The sequence below is a fragment of the Crossiella sp. CA-258035 genome, assembly GCF_030064675.1.
Lineage (GTDB): Bacteria > Actinomycetota > Actinomycetes > Mycobacteriales > Pseudonocardiaceae > Crossiella.
Genome location: NZ_CP116413.1, coordinates 7114356 through 7129044 on the forward strand (window position 1 = coordinate 7114356; position 14689 = coordinate 7129044).

The 14689-nt window shown below is 72.0% G+C and carries 15 protein-coding genes; 11 read left to right on the forward strand and 4 right to left on the reverse strand.

The features are described 5' to 3' along the window. Positions 1-32: 32 nt before the first annotated feature. The 3 genes from N8J89_RS31900 to N8J89_RS31910 all read left to right on the forward strand — a co-directional run bounded on the left by N8J89_RS31900 (position 33) and on the right by N8J89_RS31910 (position 3269). A complete protein-coding gene (locus tag N8J89_RS31900) occupies positions 33-758 on the forward strand; it encodes a response regulator transcription factor (protein WP_283660699.1) in 726 nt (241 codons plus the stop codon). After that, positions 755-2212, forward strand: coding sequence for a sensor histidine kinase (locus tag N8J89_RS31905; protein ID WP_283660700.1), 1458 nt, complete (start codon positions 755-757; stop codon positions 2210-2212). Before N8J89_RS31900 ends, N8J89_RS31905 begins: the two co-directional genes overlap by 4 nt. A gap of 118 nt (positions 2213-2330) precedes the next feature. Then, positions 2331-3269: a serine/threonine-protein kinase gene (locus tag N8J89_RS31910; RefSeq protein WP_283660701.1), complete on the forward strand. Its 939-nt coding sequence runs from the start codon at positions 2331-2333 to the stop codon at positions 3267-3269. Positions 3270-3428: 159 nt separating this feature from the next. Here the strand turns inward: N8J89_RS31910 and N8J89_RS31915 are convergent, their stop codons facing one another. Beyond that, entirely contained in the window at positions 3429-4910 is a 1482-nt protein-coding gene (locus N8J89_RS31915) for a peptide ABC transporter substrate-binding protein (RefSeq protein ID WP_283660702.1), read from the reverse strand. 85 nt (positions 4911-4995) lie between these two features. Between N8J89_RS31915 and N8J89_RS31920 the strand changes: the two genes are divergently transcribed. Further along, the gene (locus N8J89_RS31920) at positions 4996-6369 is read left to right on the forward strand and encodes an LVIVD repeat-containing protein (protein ID WP_283660703.1); all 1374 of its coding nucleotides are present in this window, start codon (positions 4996-4998) and stop codon (positions 6367-6369) included. Between the two features lie 22 nt (positions 6370-6391). After that, a complete protein-coding gene (locus N8J89_RS31925) occupies positions 6392-7906 on the forward strand; it encodes a twin-arginine translocation signal domain-containing protein (RefSeq protein WP_283660704.1) in 1515 nt (504 codons plus the stop codon). 39 nt (positions 7907-7945) lie between these two features. Here the strand turns inward: N8J89_RS31925 and N8J89_RS31930 are convergent, their stop codons facing one another. After that, a complete protein-coding gene (locus tag N8J89_RS31930) occupies positions 7946-8602 on the reverse strand; it encodes a GntR family transcriptional regulator (RefSeq protein ID WP_283660705.1) in 657 nt (218 codons plus the stop codon). An 81-nt stretch (positions 8603-8683) separates the two neighbouring features. On the opposite strand from N8J89_RS31930, the gene N8J89_RS31935 reads away from it, so the two are divergent. Beyond that, the gene (locus N8J89_RS31935; RefSeq protein WP_252486604.1) at positions 8684-9097 is read left to right on the forward strand and encodes a VOC family protein; all 414 of its coding nucleotides are present in this window, start codon (positions 8684-8686) and stop codon (positions 9095-9097) included. A 66-nt stretch (positions 9098-9163) separates the two neighbouring features. Here the strand turns inward: N8J89_RS31935 and N8J89_RS31940 are convergent, their stop codons facing one another. Further along, a complete protein-coding gene (locus N8J89_RS31940; RefSeq protein ID WP_283660706.1) occupies positions 9164-9688 on the reverse strand; it encodes a hypothetical protein in 525 nt (174 codons plus the stop codon). Positions 9689-9814: 126 nt separating this feature from the next. On the opposite strand from N8J89_RS31940, the gene N8J89_RS31945 reads away from it, so the two are divergent. The 5 genes from N8J89_RS31945 (at position 9815) to N8J89_RS31965 (ending at position 14494) form a co-directional block, all read left to right on the forward strand. Beyond that, positions 9815-10825, forward strand: coding sequence for an LCP family protein (locus tag N8J89_RS31945; RefSeq protein ID WP_283660707.1), 1011 nt, complete (start codon positions 9815-9817; stop codon positions 10823-10825). A gap of 121 nt (positions 10826-10946) precedes the next feature. Beyond that, positions 10947-11846, forward strand: a complete 900-nt coding sequence (locus N8J89_RS31950) for an ABC transporter ATP-binding protein (protein ID WP_283660708.1) — start codon at positions 10947-10949, stop codon at positions 11844-11846. A 22-nt stretch (positions 11847-11868) separates the two neighbouring features. Next, positions 11869-12594 carry an ABC transporter permease gene (locus tag N8J89_RS31955; protein WP_283660709.1) on the forward strand — a complete coding sequence of 242 codons (726 nt, stop codon included), beginning with the start codon at positions 11869-11871 and terminating at the stop codon, positions 12592-12594. Then, positions 12585-13874 carry a sensor histidine kinase gene (locus N8J89_RS31960; protein WP_283660710.1) on the forward strand — a complete coding sequence of 430 codons (1290 nt, stop codon included), beginning with the start codon at positions 12585-12587 and terminating at the stop codon, positions 13872-13874. The genes N8J89_RS31955 and N8J89_RS31960 overlap by 10 nt, the downstream gene beginning before the upstream one ends. After that, a complete protein-coding gene (locus tag N8J89_RS31965; protein WP_283660711.1) occupies positions 13871-14494 on the forward strand; it encodes a response regulator in 624 nt (207 codons plus the stop codon). Before N8J89_RS31960 ends, N8J89_RS31965 begins: the two co-directional genes overlap by 4 nt. Before the next feature lie 19 nt (positions 14495-14513). On the opposite strand, the gene N8J89_RS31970 is transcribed toward N8J89_RS31965, so the two are convergent. Then, positions 14514-14678 (reverse strand): hypothetical protein, encoded by a 165-nt coding sequence (locus tag N8J89_RS31970; protein WP_252486611.1) that lies wholly within the window; start codon positions 14676-14678, stop codon positions 14514-14516. Positions 14679-14689: the final 11 nt, after the last annotated feature.

Consider the following 14689-nt stretch of genomic DNA (forward strand, 5'->3'; position numbering starts at 1 on the left):
AAACTCCCAGGTTGGGCGGGAAGACTGGTGGCGTGGACACCGCTGAGCCTTCCCGCCCGGCCAGGGTGCTGGTCGTCGACGACGAGCCCAACATCCTGGAGCTGCTCTCGGCCGCGTTGCGGCTGAGCGGGTTCGAGGTGCACGCCGCGGACACCGGCGGCCGGGCGCTGGCCATCGCGCGGGAGGTCGCGCCGGACATCGTGGTGCTGGACGTGATGCTGCCGGACCAGGACGGGTTCACCCTGGCCCGGCGGCTGCGCGCGGTGCGCGAACACCTGCCGGTGCTCTTCCTCACCGCGCGGGACGGGGTGGCCGACCGGATCGCCGGGCTCACCGCCGGTGGCGACGACTACGTGACCAAGCCGTTCAGCCTGGAGGAGGTCGTGCTGCGGCTGCGGGCGATCCTGCGGCGCACCAGGGCGGTGGCCGAACCGGCCGGTGCGAACGGGAAGCTGCGCTACGCCGATGTGGTGCTGGACGAGGACGCGCACGAGGTGCGCCGGGGCGGCACGCTGATCACCTTGTCCCCCACCGAGTTCAACCTGCTCCGCTACCTGATCACCAACGCGGAGAAGGTGGTCAGCAAGGCGCAGATCCTGGACCGGGTGTGGAGCTACGACTTCGACGGCGACGGGCGGATCGTGGAGTCCTACATCAGCTACCTGCGGCGCAAGCTGGACTTCCGCGATCCGCCGCTGATCCACACCATCCGCGGCGTCGGCTACACCCTGCGGCTGCCCAGGACCGGCGCTCGGTGAGGCGGGCGCTCACCCTGCACGCCCGGCTGCTGCTGACCCTGCTGCTGTTGTCCGGGCTGGGGCTGGCGGTGGTCGCGGTGACCAGTCACCTGCTGCTCGCCCAGTCCCTGATGTCCAAAGTGGACGAACAGCTGCGCGGCCTGGCCCGGCCGTTCGCCACCGACCGCCCGCCGCCGCGGATGCGCCCGCCGGAGGACCACCGCCCGGACCGGCAGCTGCCCACCGACGTCAGGGTGCTGTTCTTCAGCGCGGGCGGCGACCTGTGGGACAGCCTTGGCAACCTGCCAGGCGACACCAACGGCCCCGACCTCTCCGGTCTGGACCGCGCGAAGGCGCTGGCGCACAACGAACGGCCGTTCGAGGTGCCGGACCGTTCCGGCGGCAGCGACTGGCGGGTGCGGGCGGAGGTGACCCCCAACGGGGACACCGTGGTCACCGCGCATTCGCTGGCCGGGCTGGACGCCACGCTCAACCAGCTGCTGCTGATCGAGCTGGTGGTCGGCGTGCTGGTGCTGGGACTGCTGGGCGCGGCGGCCACCGCGGTGGTGCGGATCGGGCTGCGGCCGCTGACCCGGATCGAGCACACCGCGCAGGCCATCGCGGGCGGGGAGCTCGACCGGCGGGTGCCGGATGAGGATCCGCGCACCGAGACCGGGCGGCTGGGCGCGGCGCTGAACGTGATGCTCGGGCGGCTCGGCGACGCGCTGCGCGCCCGCGAGCAGTCCGAGGGCAGGCTGCGGCTGTTCGTCGGGGACGCCTCGCACGAACTGCGCACCCCGCTGACCTCGATCCGCGGCTTCGCCGAGCTGTACCGCAAGGGCGGCGCGCCGGAGCGGTCGGACGTGGACCGGATGATGAGCCGGATCGAGGCCGAGGCCAGCCGGATGGGCCTGCTGGTGGACGACCTGCTGCTGCTCGCGCAGCTGGACCAGCAGCGGCTGTTCGACTTCGCCGAGGTGGACCTGCTGGTGCTGGCCGGGGACGCCGCGCACGACGCCAGGGCGCTGGACGACGGGCGCAAGATCACCCTGGTGGCCAAGGACGGGCCGGTGCGGGTGCTGGGCGATGAGTACCGGCTGCGGCAGGTGCTGGCGAACCTGGTGACCAACGCGCTGCGGCACACCCCGGCGGGCACCCCGGTGCGGATCACGCTGACCCGCGAGTCCGCGGTGGCGCAGCGCGTGGCGCCCGCGGCGGCGGCCGGGACCGCGCCGCCGACCGGGGGCGAGGTGGCGGTGCTGGAGGTCGCCGACGACGGGCCGGGCATCCCGCCGGAGCACGCGGCGCACGTCTTCGACCGGTTCTACCGGGCCGATCCGGGGCGCAGCCGGGCCAAGGGCGGGTCGGGACTGGGGCTGGCGATCACGGCGGCGATCGTGCACGCGCATGGCGGGCGGGTGGAGCTGCACACCGGTCAGGGTTCGCGGTTCCGTGTGCTCTTGCCGCTTGTTTAACCCGATTCAGGAAATGCCAATGGGTGAGGCAATTACCGCGAGTATTCGATTTCTGTATTGTGCGGAATGACGACTACACTTGGGCCGCTGTTCGCCGCTTGGAGAAAGCGAGCCCCGCGTGAACTATCTGCTCGCCGACCGCTATCGCCTTGACGGTGAGCTGGGCCGGGGCGGCATGAGCGTGGTCTGGCACGGGTTCGACACCGTGCTGGAGCGCGAGGTCGCGGTGAAGGAGCTGCGCACTCCGCCCGACTGGTCGGCCGCCACCGCCGCCGCGCAGCACGAGCGCATCCGGCGGGAGGCCACCAGCGCCGCCCGGCTCGATCACCCGAACGTGGTGAGGGTGCACGATCTGGTGAGTGCGGACGGTCGGCCGTGGATCATCATGGAGCAGATTCCCAGCCGGTCGCTGCAACAGGTGGTGGACGAGGACGGGCCACTGCCGCCGGCGGTGGTGGCGCGGATCGGGCTGGCCGTGGTGGAGGCGCTGGACAACGCGCACCACCGCGGAATTCTGCACCGGGACGTGAAACCGGCGAACATCCTCATGGCCGATGACGGCCAGATCTTCCTGACCGATTTCGGCGTGGCCCGGCTGACCGAGGCGGAGACCGCGGCCACCACCGGCGCGCTGCACGGTTCGCCCGGCTATCTGGCGCCGGAGCGGTTGAAGGGGCAGCTGCCCCGGCCCGCCTCGGACTTCTGGTCGCTGGGCGCGACCCTGTACACCGCGGTGGAGGGGCGCTCGCCGTATGCGCGGGAGACCGCGGCGGCCACCCTGACCGCGACGATCACCGCGGAACCGCCGCCGCTGGCCAGAGCGGGCGCGCTGGCGCCGGTGGTCTCGGCGCTGTTGCGGCGCAACCCGGTGGACCGGCCGGGACCGGACCAGCTGCGCGAACAGCTCGAGCGGATCATGACCGGCCGCGCGGGCACTCCCCCGCCGCCGGTCCCGCCCACCGGCCCGCCGCCGCGCCGCACCAGCCTGCTCTTCGCCGGCATGACCATGCTCGCGATCAGCGTCGCCATCCTGGTCTACCTAACCCTGCGCCCCTAGCCCGCGTGTTGGCCGAACTCGTACGCAGTGTTGGCCGTTGTCGTACCCGGTGTTGGCCGTTCCTGTACCTGGTGTTGGCCGGGGCGCGCCCAGTTCGGCCAACACCAGGTACGAGTTCGGCCAACACTGCGTACGACAACGGCCAACACGCGGGTGGGGTTAGCCTGCGCGGATCGCGGACAGGCGGAGGCCGGTGGCTGGGTCGGGGGTGACCTCGGCCAGGCGGGTGGACCAGTAGAGGTGCCCGTGCGGGGACCACAGCGGGGCCAGCGGGAGCTCGCGGAGGGCGATGTTCTCGGCCAGGCGGAGGTCGCGGTCGGCGGCATCCGAGGTGGCCGCGGTAGTGATCAGCTCGGTGTAGGTGGCGTTGGTGAAGCCGACCTCGGTGGCCAGGGTGGTCAGCAGGGCGGTGGGGTGGGGGTAGTCGGCGCGGGCGGTGAGCAGGTAGGGGCCGTCGAAGCGGTGGTTCCGCGTGGACTCGGCGTACTCGGCGGTGGGCAGGCCCTTGACCTTGATCTCCGGCGCGTTCAGGGAGAGGCGGAGCTGGGCGGCGAGGGGTTCGGCCCAGTTGCGCTGGTCGGTGTCCTGGTTGAAGTAGATCGTCAGGTTCTTGGGCAGCTCGCTCTGGCGGGCGAGCAGGGCGGCGGCCTGCACGTCGTGGTTGCAGGGGCGGCAGGCCGAGTCCTTGCGGTCCGCGCCGAGGGCCTGCGGCAGCAGCGCGGTGGCCGGGGTGACCCGGTGCGCCAGCGGGCCGGTGGCCAGGGCCTCGCGGTCGATGCCCATGGACACCGCGTGCCTGCGGGCCTGGTCGGCGAACTCCGGGCGGGCCGGGAAGGCCAGGTAGGTGGCCTCCGGCTGCGGCCAGGTGGCGCTGCGGCTGGCGAACTGGCCGGTGAGCTGGCCGTGCTCGGCGGCCGGGATCTCGGTGGCCAGGTCGATCTTCCCGGCGGTGACCTGGGCGTACTGGGCCGCGGCGTCGGCGACCTGCACGGTGATGGCCTGGGACTTGGCCTTGGTGGCGCCCGCGTAGTCCGGGTTGGCGACCAGGCGGGTGCCTGCCGACCAGGGGCGTTCGGCGCGGAACGGGCCGTTGCCGACCAGCGTGGTCCAGTCCTTGCGGGTCAGCGCCGCTTCGGTCAGCGGGGCGAGCAGGGTGCTGGTCAGCGCGACCGGGAAGTGCCGCAACGGCTTGGCCAGGGTGACCTCCAGGGTGAGCTCGTCCGGCACGCCCACCTCGCGCACGCCCAGCTCGTCCAGCAGCGCGCCGGCGGCCCACTTCTCCTGCCGGGCCGCCGCCCAGGTCTGGGCGTAGGACTTCGCGGTCACCGGGGTCTTGTCGTGGAAGCGCCAGCCCGGTCGCAGCCGGATCGTCCACCGCCGTTGGTCGGGAGATTCCACCCGTTCCGCGGCGGCCGGCACCGGGGCCGCGCCCGGGTTGTCCGCGGCCAGCAGCGGCGTCCACAGCGCGCCGGTCAACAGCTTCCCTGGCTGGTCCACGGCCTGGCCGGGCAGCAGGGTGGCCGGTTCGGTCACCGCGATGGTGAACGTGCCCGGCTGGGGCGGCGCTGGGGTCTCGGCGGTGGTGCAGGCGGTCAGGGCGCTGACCGCCAGGGCCGTCAGCAGGGTGTCGCGGCGGCGCATCCGGGCTCCTCCTCCGGGGGCGATGCCTTGTCCCCCACGGGAACCCAGCCTAGGTTGTTCCTGGCCGAACGATCGGGAGGGCGTCATGGCGCTGGGGAAGAAACGGGCCGGGATCGTCGCGATGATCAGTGCACTGGCGCTGGCGGCCACCGCGCTACCGGCATGGGCGTGCGATGAGGAGCAGCCGGAGTTCCAGGCGCCCCCGGCCGCCGCCGGGCACGGGCACGGCAAGGGCGGCAAGGACACCGGCGCGGTCAAGAACGTCGAGCTGGTCGGCTCGGTGCCGGGCGCGCAGGGCGCGATCGCGCTGGACTTCCTGCAGTACGGCCGCAAGGACGTGCTGCTGGTCTCCGGGCAGTTCGGCCTGAAGTCCTACGACATCAGCAAGGACCCGGCCAACCCGGTGCAGATCGGCGAGCTGGCCATGCCCGGCCTGTGGGAGACCGAGGACACCGAGGTCGACCCCAAGCGCAAGCTGGTCTTCCTGGCCAGGGACCCCAGGGCCTTCGGCGGCAACGTGCAGACCGGCAAGTCCGGGGTCTACATCGTCGACGCCAAGGACCCGGCCAAGCTGACCGTGCTCAGCTTCGTCGAGCTGCCTGCCGGGCACACCACCAGCTGCATCGAGGACTGCCGCTACCTGTGGACCGGCGGCCCGGCCAAGGCCGCGGACATGCCCGCCGACTGGGGCGGCCGGCCGGTGTGGGTCACCGACATCCGGGACCCGCGCAACCCCAAGGTCTTCCCCCAGCCCATCGACACCGGCCGCAACGACGGCAAGACCGACTACGTGCACGACGTGCAGGTCGACGCCACCGGCATCGCCTGGGCCTCCGGTCGCGGCGGCGTGCGCGGCTACCGGACCAGCGGCTGGCACTGGGACGCGGTGGCGAACAAGTTCCGCAAGGCCACCGCGTGGAACCCGGTGCCCTACGCCGGTGGCGGCATCGACGAGCTGGCCGCGGCCTCGAAGTTCATGCACAACAGCTACCGCCAGGTCGGCTGGCGCGCGGGCGACGGCGCTAACCCCTGGCACTGGGGCGGCGGGGACCTGCTGTTCACCACCGAGGAGGCGTTCAACCCCGGCTGCGCGGCCGACGGCGTGCTGGTGATCGCCTCGCTCAAGGGCTCCTACGGCGGCGAGGGCTGGCGCTCCACCAAGGAGGACCCGTTCCGGCTGAACACCGTGGGCACCTGGAGCGTGGCCGGGCAGGAGGGCAGCAACCCGGACAGCGGGGACTGCTCGGCGCACTACTTCGACATCCGCGGCAACATCCTGGTGCAGTCCTTCTACGCCCAGGGCACCCGGTTCCTCGATGTCAGCGACCCCACCAACCCGACACAGGTCGGCTACTTCCGGCCGGCCGACGCCGCTTCGTGGGAACCTGCCTGGCACCGGGGACTGGCGTACGTGGCGGACAACAAGCGCGGCATCGACATCCTCAAGCTGACGAAGTAGGCACTCGAACCTGGGGGAAACAATGACGATTCCCGACCAGCCGCGCGGTATCGACCGCCGTCACCTGCTCACCGGGCTCGGCGCGCTGGGCGCCGCCGCCGTGGTGGGCGTTGGCACCCCCGCCCAGGCAGACCCAGCCCGGGCCGCCGAGGCCGCGACCACGCCGATGGACCTGCGGTTCCGGATCGCGGCGCAGTTCCGGCCGTTCGCGCTGCTGGCGCCCGGGTTCGAGCAGTACGACAGCGCGGCCCCGCCGCTGCCCAGGGCCAGCGGGGACTTCCTGGTGCGCACCGGGGTCAGCCCGCGTGCGCCGTTCGCCTCGGTGCTGGTGGAGGTCAGCGAGCTGGCCCCGCAGGCGTCGGTGGTGGCCGGGCTGGCGGCCAACTCGGCCAACCGGGTGCTGGCCCGCTACGACGCGGCCAAGGGCACGGCCAGCGTCGAGGTCACGGTCAACGGGACCACCACGGTGGTGAAGTCGGTGGCCGCGCGGCTGCGGGCGCCGTTCCGGTTCGCCTTCGTGGTCAACGAGAACGCGGTCACCGTGCTGCACGACAGCACCGGCACGGGCACCGGCTGGGTCCCGCTGGTGAGCGAGCGCGACGGGGTGTCCGCCAAGATCGACCTGCGCCGCCCGGCCACGCTGGGCACCTTCTCCTACGCCTATGGCGCGGGCGGGGACGGCGCGGTGGTGCTCGGGCGGGTGCGGGCCGGGTACTTCGGGCAGGCCGGGCTGCGGGACCTGCACGCGGTGCAGACCGCCGACGGCAAGCCGTTGGTGCGCAATGGGAAGCTCTACCTCACCGCGACCTGCGCCGGGCTCGGCTTCTTCCAGCAGGCGCACTGGGGCGTGTGGACCCTGGACCTCAAGGACCCCAGCCGGATCAGCCAGGTCGCGCAGCTGTACTTCAGCCGCGAGGACGGCGTCATCGTGGGCGACCACGCCGGGCAGATCGTGCTCGACGGCGACGAGTACATCGTGGCGATGAGCAGCTGGGGCGACTTCGCGTTCAAGGGCGTGCACGTCCGGCACCTGCGCACCAGGGCCAACGTGCTCTCCGGGGTGCACGTGCTGACGGCCAGGCGGCTCGACCTGCCCACCGAGGTCAGCGCCTGGGACCCGTCCATCACCAAGATCGACGGGCGCTGGCACGTCGGCTTCGTGGAGAGCCCGAGCCAGACCCCGTTCAACTTCCACCCCGCGCTGGCGGTGGCCCCGCGCGGCGCGGACTACCACGAGCGGCTCACCCTGCGCGGCCGGGACGCGGGCGTGCGGGAGTGCGAGGGCACCATCCTGCAGCGGGTCGGCGGGCAGTGGTACCTGCTGGCCAGCGACGGGATCGGGCGGCAGTACCGGGTGTACGACCTGGACGTGAACTTCCTGGGCACGCTGGACGCGCCGTACAAGACCAACATCCCGCACCCGCAGCTCGTGCCGGTGGGCAGGAACTGGCTGATGGTCACCTTCGACGGGACGCAGTACGCCGAGCCGGTGCTCGGCTACGGCGGGCACGGCGACGTGATCGTGATGCGCGCCTAGAACGGCCAACACTCCGTACGACTTCGGCCAACACGCGCGTCAGAGGGTGGCGGTGAGGCGGTCGTAGGCGAGGCGGAGGTGGGCCAGGAAGAGGTCGGTGGTGTGGGCGGGGTCGTCCGCGCGCAGAGCGGCGACCAGGGCGCGGTGCTCGGCCGGGACCTGGGCGCGGTAGTCGGTGCTGGCGCCGATGCGGCTGAGCAGGAACAGGATGATCTGCGCGCGGATGGCCGACCAGGCCTGGCGCAGCCGCTCGTGCCGGGTGGCGGCGTAGACCGCGTCGTGGAACTCCAGGTCCAGGCGCAGCATGTCGTGGTCGGTGGCGGCGGCGTGCATGCGGTCCACCACCTCCTCCAGCGCGGCCAGGTCGGCCGGGGTGGCGTGGGTGTGGAAGCGGGCCACCGCGAGGCGTTCCAGGGCCGCGCGCAGGGTGTAGAGCTCCTCGGCGTCCTCGGCCGACAGCGTGGTGACGGTGGCGCCGCGGTGCCACTGGGTGCGGACCAGGCCCTCGCGCTCCAGCTTGGCCAGCGCCTCCCGGATCGGGCCCCGGCTGACCTCCAGGCGGGCCGCCAGGTCGACCTCGCGCAGCGGCGTGCCCGGCGGGAAGGCGCCGTCGAAGATCGCGGCGCGGATGCGGTCGGCCACCTCGTCGGCCAGGCCGCGGCGGTCGGCTGGGCGCAGCGGCGTGGTCTCGGTCACGTTGTCCTCCAGCAGCCGGGCCGTCGATTGTCCCAATGTTAACATTAAGACGTTCCCGAGCGACCTGACTGAGGAGTGCGCATGTCGGTGCCCCGTTTCCACCTGGCGATCCCGGTCGACGACCTGGCCGCGGCGCGGCGGTTCTACGGCGAGACCCTGGGCTGCCCGCAGGGGCGGTCCTCGGACACCTGGGTGGACTGGAACTTCTACGGCCACCAGCTGGTCACCCACCTGGCGCCGCGCAACCCGGACGCGCACAACCCGGTGGACGGGCACGACGTCCCGGTGCCGCACTTCGGGCTGCTGCTGGGCACGGTGCAGTTCGACGAGCTGGCCGAGCGGCTGCGCGCGGCGGGCACCGAGTTCGTGATCGAGCCCTACCTGCGCTTCGCCGGGGAGAAGGGCGAGCAGTGGACCATGTTCCTGCGCGACCCGGCGGGCAACGCGCTGGAGTTCAAGGCCTTCGCCCACGACGACCAGGTGTTCGCGGCCTGACCGTTGGAGGGGTGGTGTGGTCAGGCCGCGAACGGGACGCGGCGCGCTGGGCCGACGGCACGACGGTCAGCGGCGCGCCACGCCTGGCTGGTCTTCGATGGCCGGGCTGACCACCGGCCCGGGTGACGGGCTGGTGCCAGGGGTGACCGTGGTCTGGCCCTGGGTGGGCACCGGCGGATAGGTCTGGCCGGAGTCCTGCTGGAGCTGCTGGGCGTGCCGCTCCTCGATCCGCTCGTTCATCTCATCGGCCATCAACTGCTCCCGCTGGCGGGCCCTGATCCGGTTCAGGATCGCCATGGTGATCGCGTGCATGACACCCAGCAGCAGCAACACGATGCCGAGCTTGGTGACCACGGTCTGCACGGCGCCGCCGGCGTCCACGTTCATGGTCGAGATGATCATGAACAGGCCGAGCACCACCAAGTGGAACAGCACCGCGATCAGCCGGGCCATGGACGCGGCCGCGGCCTGGTCCCGGTAGCCCTGTTGCAGGTAGGCCTTGCCGCTGCGCAGGATCAGCTGGCCGTCGATGAGCACCAGGATCACTCCGAGCACCAGGAACGCCACATACCCGTTGAGGTTCTCGTCCACCCGACTCACTTCCTCGACGTCTGGACCAGCACGTGTTGGTCTGCCAGCCGGGTACCCGGCAGGCACGCTCGGTGAAACACCGGCACCACCGGGTCACGAACGGAGCGAACTGCGTAAGGTGACGTCGTGTCTGGTCACTATTACCGGGAGGCTCCGCCGGTGCAGGCGAAACCGCGTCGCAAACGGCGCTGGGGCCGAATCACGCTCATCGTGCTGCTGGTCCTGCTCATCGGGTTCGTGGTGTTCTGGTTCTACCTCGACTCCAAGCTGAACCGGATCAACGCGCTCAAGGACTACCCCGGCAGGCCCGCGGACACACCGGGCACCAACTGGCTGGTGGTCGGCTCGGACAGCAGGGAGGGGCTCAGCGAGGAGGACCGCGAGGAGCTGGCCACCGGTGGCGCGGCGGGCAAGCGGACCGACACGATGATGCTGCTGCACATCCCCGACGGCTCCGGACCGTCCACTTTGGTCTCACTGCCCCGTGACTCCTTTGTGGACATTCCAGGCAAGAAGAAGCAGAAGCTCAACGCGGCCTTCGCCCTCGGCGGGCCGGAGCTGCTGGTGCGCACGGTGGAGACCAGCACCGGCATCCACATCGACCACTACGCCGAGATCGGCTTCGGCGGGTTCGTGCACATCGTGGACGCGGTCGGCGGGGTGGACATGTGCATCGACAAGGCGATGAAGGACCCCAAGGCCGGGCTGGACGTCCAGGCGGGCTGCCAGGAGCTGGACGGCGCGCAGGCGCTGGGCTACGTGCGCACCAGGGCCACCCCGCGCGCCGACCTGGACCGCATCGCGCGGCAGCGGCAGTTCCTCTCCGCGCTGGTGGACAAGGCGACCAGCTTCGGCACCATCATCAACCCGTTCCGGTCGATCCCGTTGGCCAACAACACGGTGGAGACGCTGACCGTCAACGAGGGCGACCACCTGCACAACCTGGCCGGCCTGGCCTGGGCGATGCGCGGGGCGGCCGACGGCGGCCTGGTGACCACCACGGTGCCGCTGGGCGCCAGCCGCAGCGTGGCCGGGGTCGGCTCGGTGGTGCAGTGGGATCCGGCCAGGTCGAAGCGGTTCTTCGAGGCGCTGAAGAACGACACCCAGATCCCGCAGGACCTGATCACCACGGGCTGACATCAACCGATCGGCTGATGCCGGTCATCCACCGCATCGACGGCCACCTGGGCGATCCGGAAACCCCGCCGCCCGCCGGAAGCTGTGTTCCGACAACGGAACCAGCGAAAGGCGGGCGGCGATGCCGGTCATCGAGGTGGCCAACCTGCACAAGCGGTACCGCGAGCACACCGCGGTCGCCGATGTGTCCTTCACCGTGGACCGCGGCGAGATCTTCGGGATCGTCGGCCCCAACGGCGCGGGCAAGACCACCACGGTCGAGTGCGTCACCGGGCTGCGCGAGCGGGACGGCGGCACGGTCCGGGTGCTGGGCGAGGACCCGGCGCACGGCGGCCTGGCCCTGCGGGCTGCCCTGGGGGTGCAGCTCCAGCAGGGCAGACTGCCGGACAAGATCACCGTGTGGGAGGCGCTGGACCTCTACGCCTCCTTCTACCCAGACCCGGCCAGTCCCGACCAGCTGATCGAGGAGTGGGGGCTGCGGGCCAAGCGGAACACCGCCTTCCGCAAGCTCTCCGGCGGGCAGCAGCAGCGGCTGCTGATCGCGCTGGCGCTGATCGGCAACCCGGAGATCGCGGTGCTGGACGAGCTGACCACCGGCCTGGACCCGCAGGCGCGCCGGGAGACCTGGGAGCTGGTGGAGCGGATCAGGGCCAGGGGCGTGACGGTGCTGCTGGTGACCCACTTCATGGCCGAGGCGGAACGGCTGTGCGACCGGATCGCGGTGATCGACGCCGGTCGGGTGGTCGCGCTGGACACGCCCAGCGGGCTGGTGGCGAGTGTGCGCGCGGAGGTGCGGATCCGGTTCCGGCCGTCGGTGCCGCTGCCGCCGGGGTTGCTGGAGTCGTTGGCCGAGGTGTCCACTGTGGACGTTTCGGAGCGGGTGACCACGGTGCGGGGCACCGGGAACCTGCTGCAGGCGGTCACCGGGACGCTGGCCCGCGCCGGGATCGTCGCCGAGGACCTGCGGCTGGACCAGACCGGGCTGGACGACGCCTTCGTCGCTCTCACCACCAACCGCTGATCTTCGGCAAGGGGGCTTCACCATGCGTGTGTTGCGCAAGTTGTTCTTCGTCGAGCTCAAGCTGCTGTTGCGGGAGCCGGCCGCCTGGCTGCTGGTGCTGCTGTTGCCGCTCGCGCTGGTCACCACGTTCGGGCTGGTCAGCAGGCCGCGGGAGAACACCAGCTCGATCCTCACCTTCTTCCCGGCGATGGCGCTGTCCATCGGCCTGGCCCAGCTGGCGCTGACCGTGCTGCCCGCCGCGCTGGCGAACGACCGGGAGAAAGGCATACTCCGACGTATGGCCTCCACCCCGGTGCACCCGAGCAGGCTGCTGGGCGCGCAGCTCGCGGTGACCCTGGTGCTGGCGCTGGTCACGCTGGGCGGGGTGCTGCTGATCGGCTCGGCCGTGCTGGGCTTCCCGCTGCCGAGGGAGCCGCTGGGCTTCGTGCTGGCCTTCGTGCTGGGCGCGGGGGCGCTGTTCGCGGTGGGGCTGTGCATCGCCGCGGTCGCGCCCAGCGGGCGGGTGGCCAGTGGGATCGGGGCCGGGGTGTTCTTCGTGTCCATGGTCTTCGGCGGGGTGTTCATGCCGGCCGAGGTGATGCCGAAGGTCATGGTGGAGATCGGCACCTACCTGCCGATCGGGGCGTCCATGCAGGCGTTGCGGGCCAGCTGGGCCGGGCAGTGGCCGGAGACGCTGCCGCTGCTGGCGATGGCGGGGCTGATCGTGGTCTTCGGCGGGATCGCGGCGCGGACGTTCCGATGGGAGTGATCCCGGAGCTGCATCCCGGCCGGGCCGCGCCGAGCAGGTGGGTGCACCTGGCCTGGGTGTACGGGACGCTCGCGGTCTCCGGGTTCCTGGTGTGGGTCACCGGCGAGTGGCCTGCCGGCGGTCCCGAGCTGACCGCGGTGCTGGTGCTGCTCGCGCTGGCGGTGCTGTGGCTGCCCTGGTTGCCGGGCCTGGTGGCGCAGCGCCGGGACGGTGGGCGGCTCTGGGTGACCGCGGCGGAGATGACCGGGGCCCGGCGGTGGCTGGCGATCGGCTACTTCGCCGGGATGGTGGCCATCAACGGCGGGCTGATGTCGATCAGCGCGCAGTTCGCCGCGTTCGCCTCGGTGGGGTTCCCGTTCGCGTTCCTGCTGTTCCCGCCGCGGGGCGCGATGATCGGGGTCGGGGTGACCGCGGTGGTGAACCTGGCCGCGCAGACCCGGTGGCTGACCGAGTACATCCAGCCCTACTCGGCGCTGCTGGGCCTGCTGCTGCCGCTGGCCTTCGGCGGCTGGGTGGTGGGGAGGGAGAGCGAGCGGCGGCGGGCCATGGTGACCGAGCTGACCGCGGCCAACGCGGCGCTGCGGGAGGCCATGGCGGAGAACTCCGGCCTGCACGCCCAGCTGCTGACCCAGGCCCGCGAGGCCGGGGTGCGGCTGGAGCGGCAGCGGATGGCGCGGGAGATCCACGACACCATCGCCCAGGGGCTGACCGGGATCATCACCCAGCTCAACGCGGCCGACCGGGTAGGCGAGCCGGAGCGCAAGGCGCACCTGGACCGGGTGCGGGCGCTGGCCGCGGACAGCCTGGCCGAGGCCCGGCGCTCGGTGCGGGCGCTGCGGCCGGAGCCGCTGTCCGAGTCGCCGCTGCCGGAGGCGCTGGCCGAGCTGACCGCGAAGTGGGGCGCGGCCAACGGGATCACCCCGCGGCTGGCGGTCACCGGCACGCCGGACCGGCTGGCCACCGGGGTGGAGGTGGTGCTGTTCCGGGTGGCGCAGGAGGCGCTGACCAACATCGCCAAGCACGCCAAGGCGTCCAGGGTCGGCGTGACACTGTCCTATGAGGACGATCTGGTGCTGCTGGACATCGTCGACGACGGGGTGGGCATCACGCCGTCCAGCGGGTGCGAGTCCACAGTGGACGGATATGGGATCGGCGTGATGCGGCAGCGGGTGCGCGGGGTGGGTGGCGTGCTGGAGATCGAGAGCGGTCCGGGGCAGGGCACGGCGGTGGCGGCCGCGGTGCCCGTGATCCCGTTCGAGACCAGGGAAGGCGGGTCATGAGCCGGATCCGGTTGCTGATCGTGGACGACCACCCGATCGTGCGCAACGGCCTGTCCGCGGCCTTCGGCGCGGAACCGGACATCGAGGTGGTGGGCGAGGCGGCCAACGGCCTGGAGGCGGTGCGGCTGGCCGCCGAGGTCGAGGTGGACGTGGCGCTGATGGACCTGCGGATGCCGGAGCTGGACGGTGTGCAGGCGATCCGGCGGCTGCGCGAGCAGAGCCCGCGGGTGCGGGTGCTGGTGCTGACCACCTTCGACACCGACTCCGACGTGCTGCCCGCGATCGAGGCCGGGGCCACCGGTTATCTGCTCAAGGACGCCCCGCCGGAAGAGCTGCTCAAGGCGGTGCGGGCGGCCAGCCGCGGCGAGTCGGTGCTCGCGCCCACGGTGGCCGGGCGGCTGATCGGGCAGGTGCGCAAGCCCGCGCGGGGCGCGCTGAGCAAGCGGGAGCTGGAGGTGCTGACCCTCGTCGCCGGGGGCGCCACCAACCGGGAGGCGGCGCGCAGGCTGTTCATCAGCGAGGCGAGCATCAAGACGCACCTGCTGCACATCTACGCGAAGCTGGACGTGCGGGACCGCGCGGCCGCGGTCGGCGAGGCGTACCGGCGGGGCCTGCTGTAGACCCCGCGCGGCACGTTCCTCAGTCCTCGTCGTCGGGCTTCGCGTGGTCGGCCACGCCCGGGTTCGGGTCCCGGGACAGGTCGATCAGCGGATGACGCGGCGCCCCCTCCGGCAGCGCGTGATCCGGCTTCCCCGGGTTCGGATCCCGGGACAGGTCGATCAGCGGTCGTTCGCTCGCACTCATGTTCCCTCCTC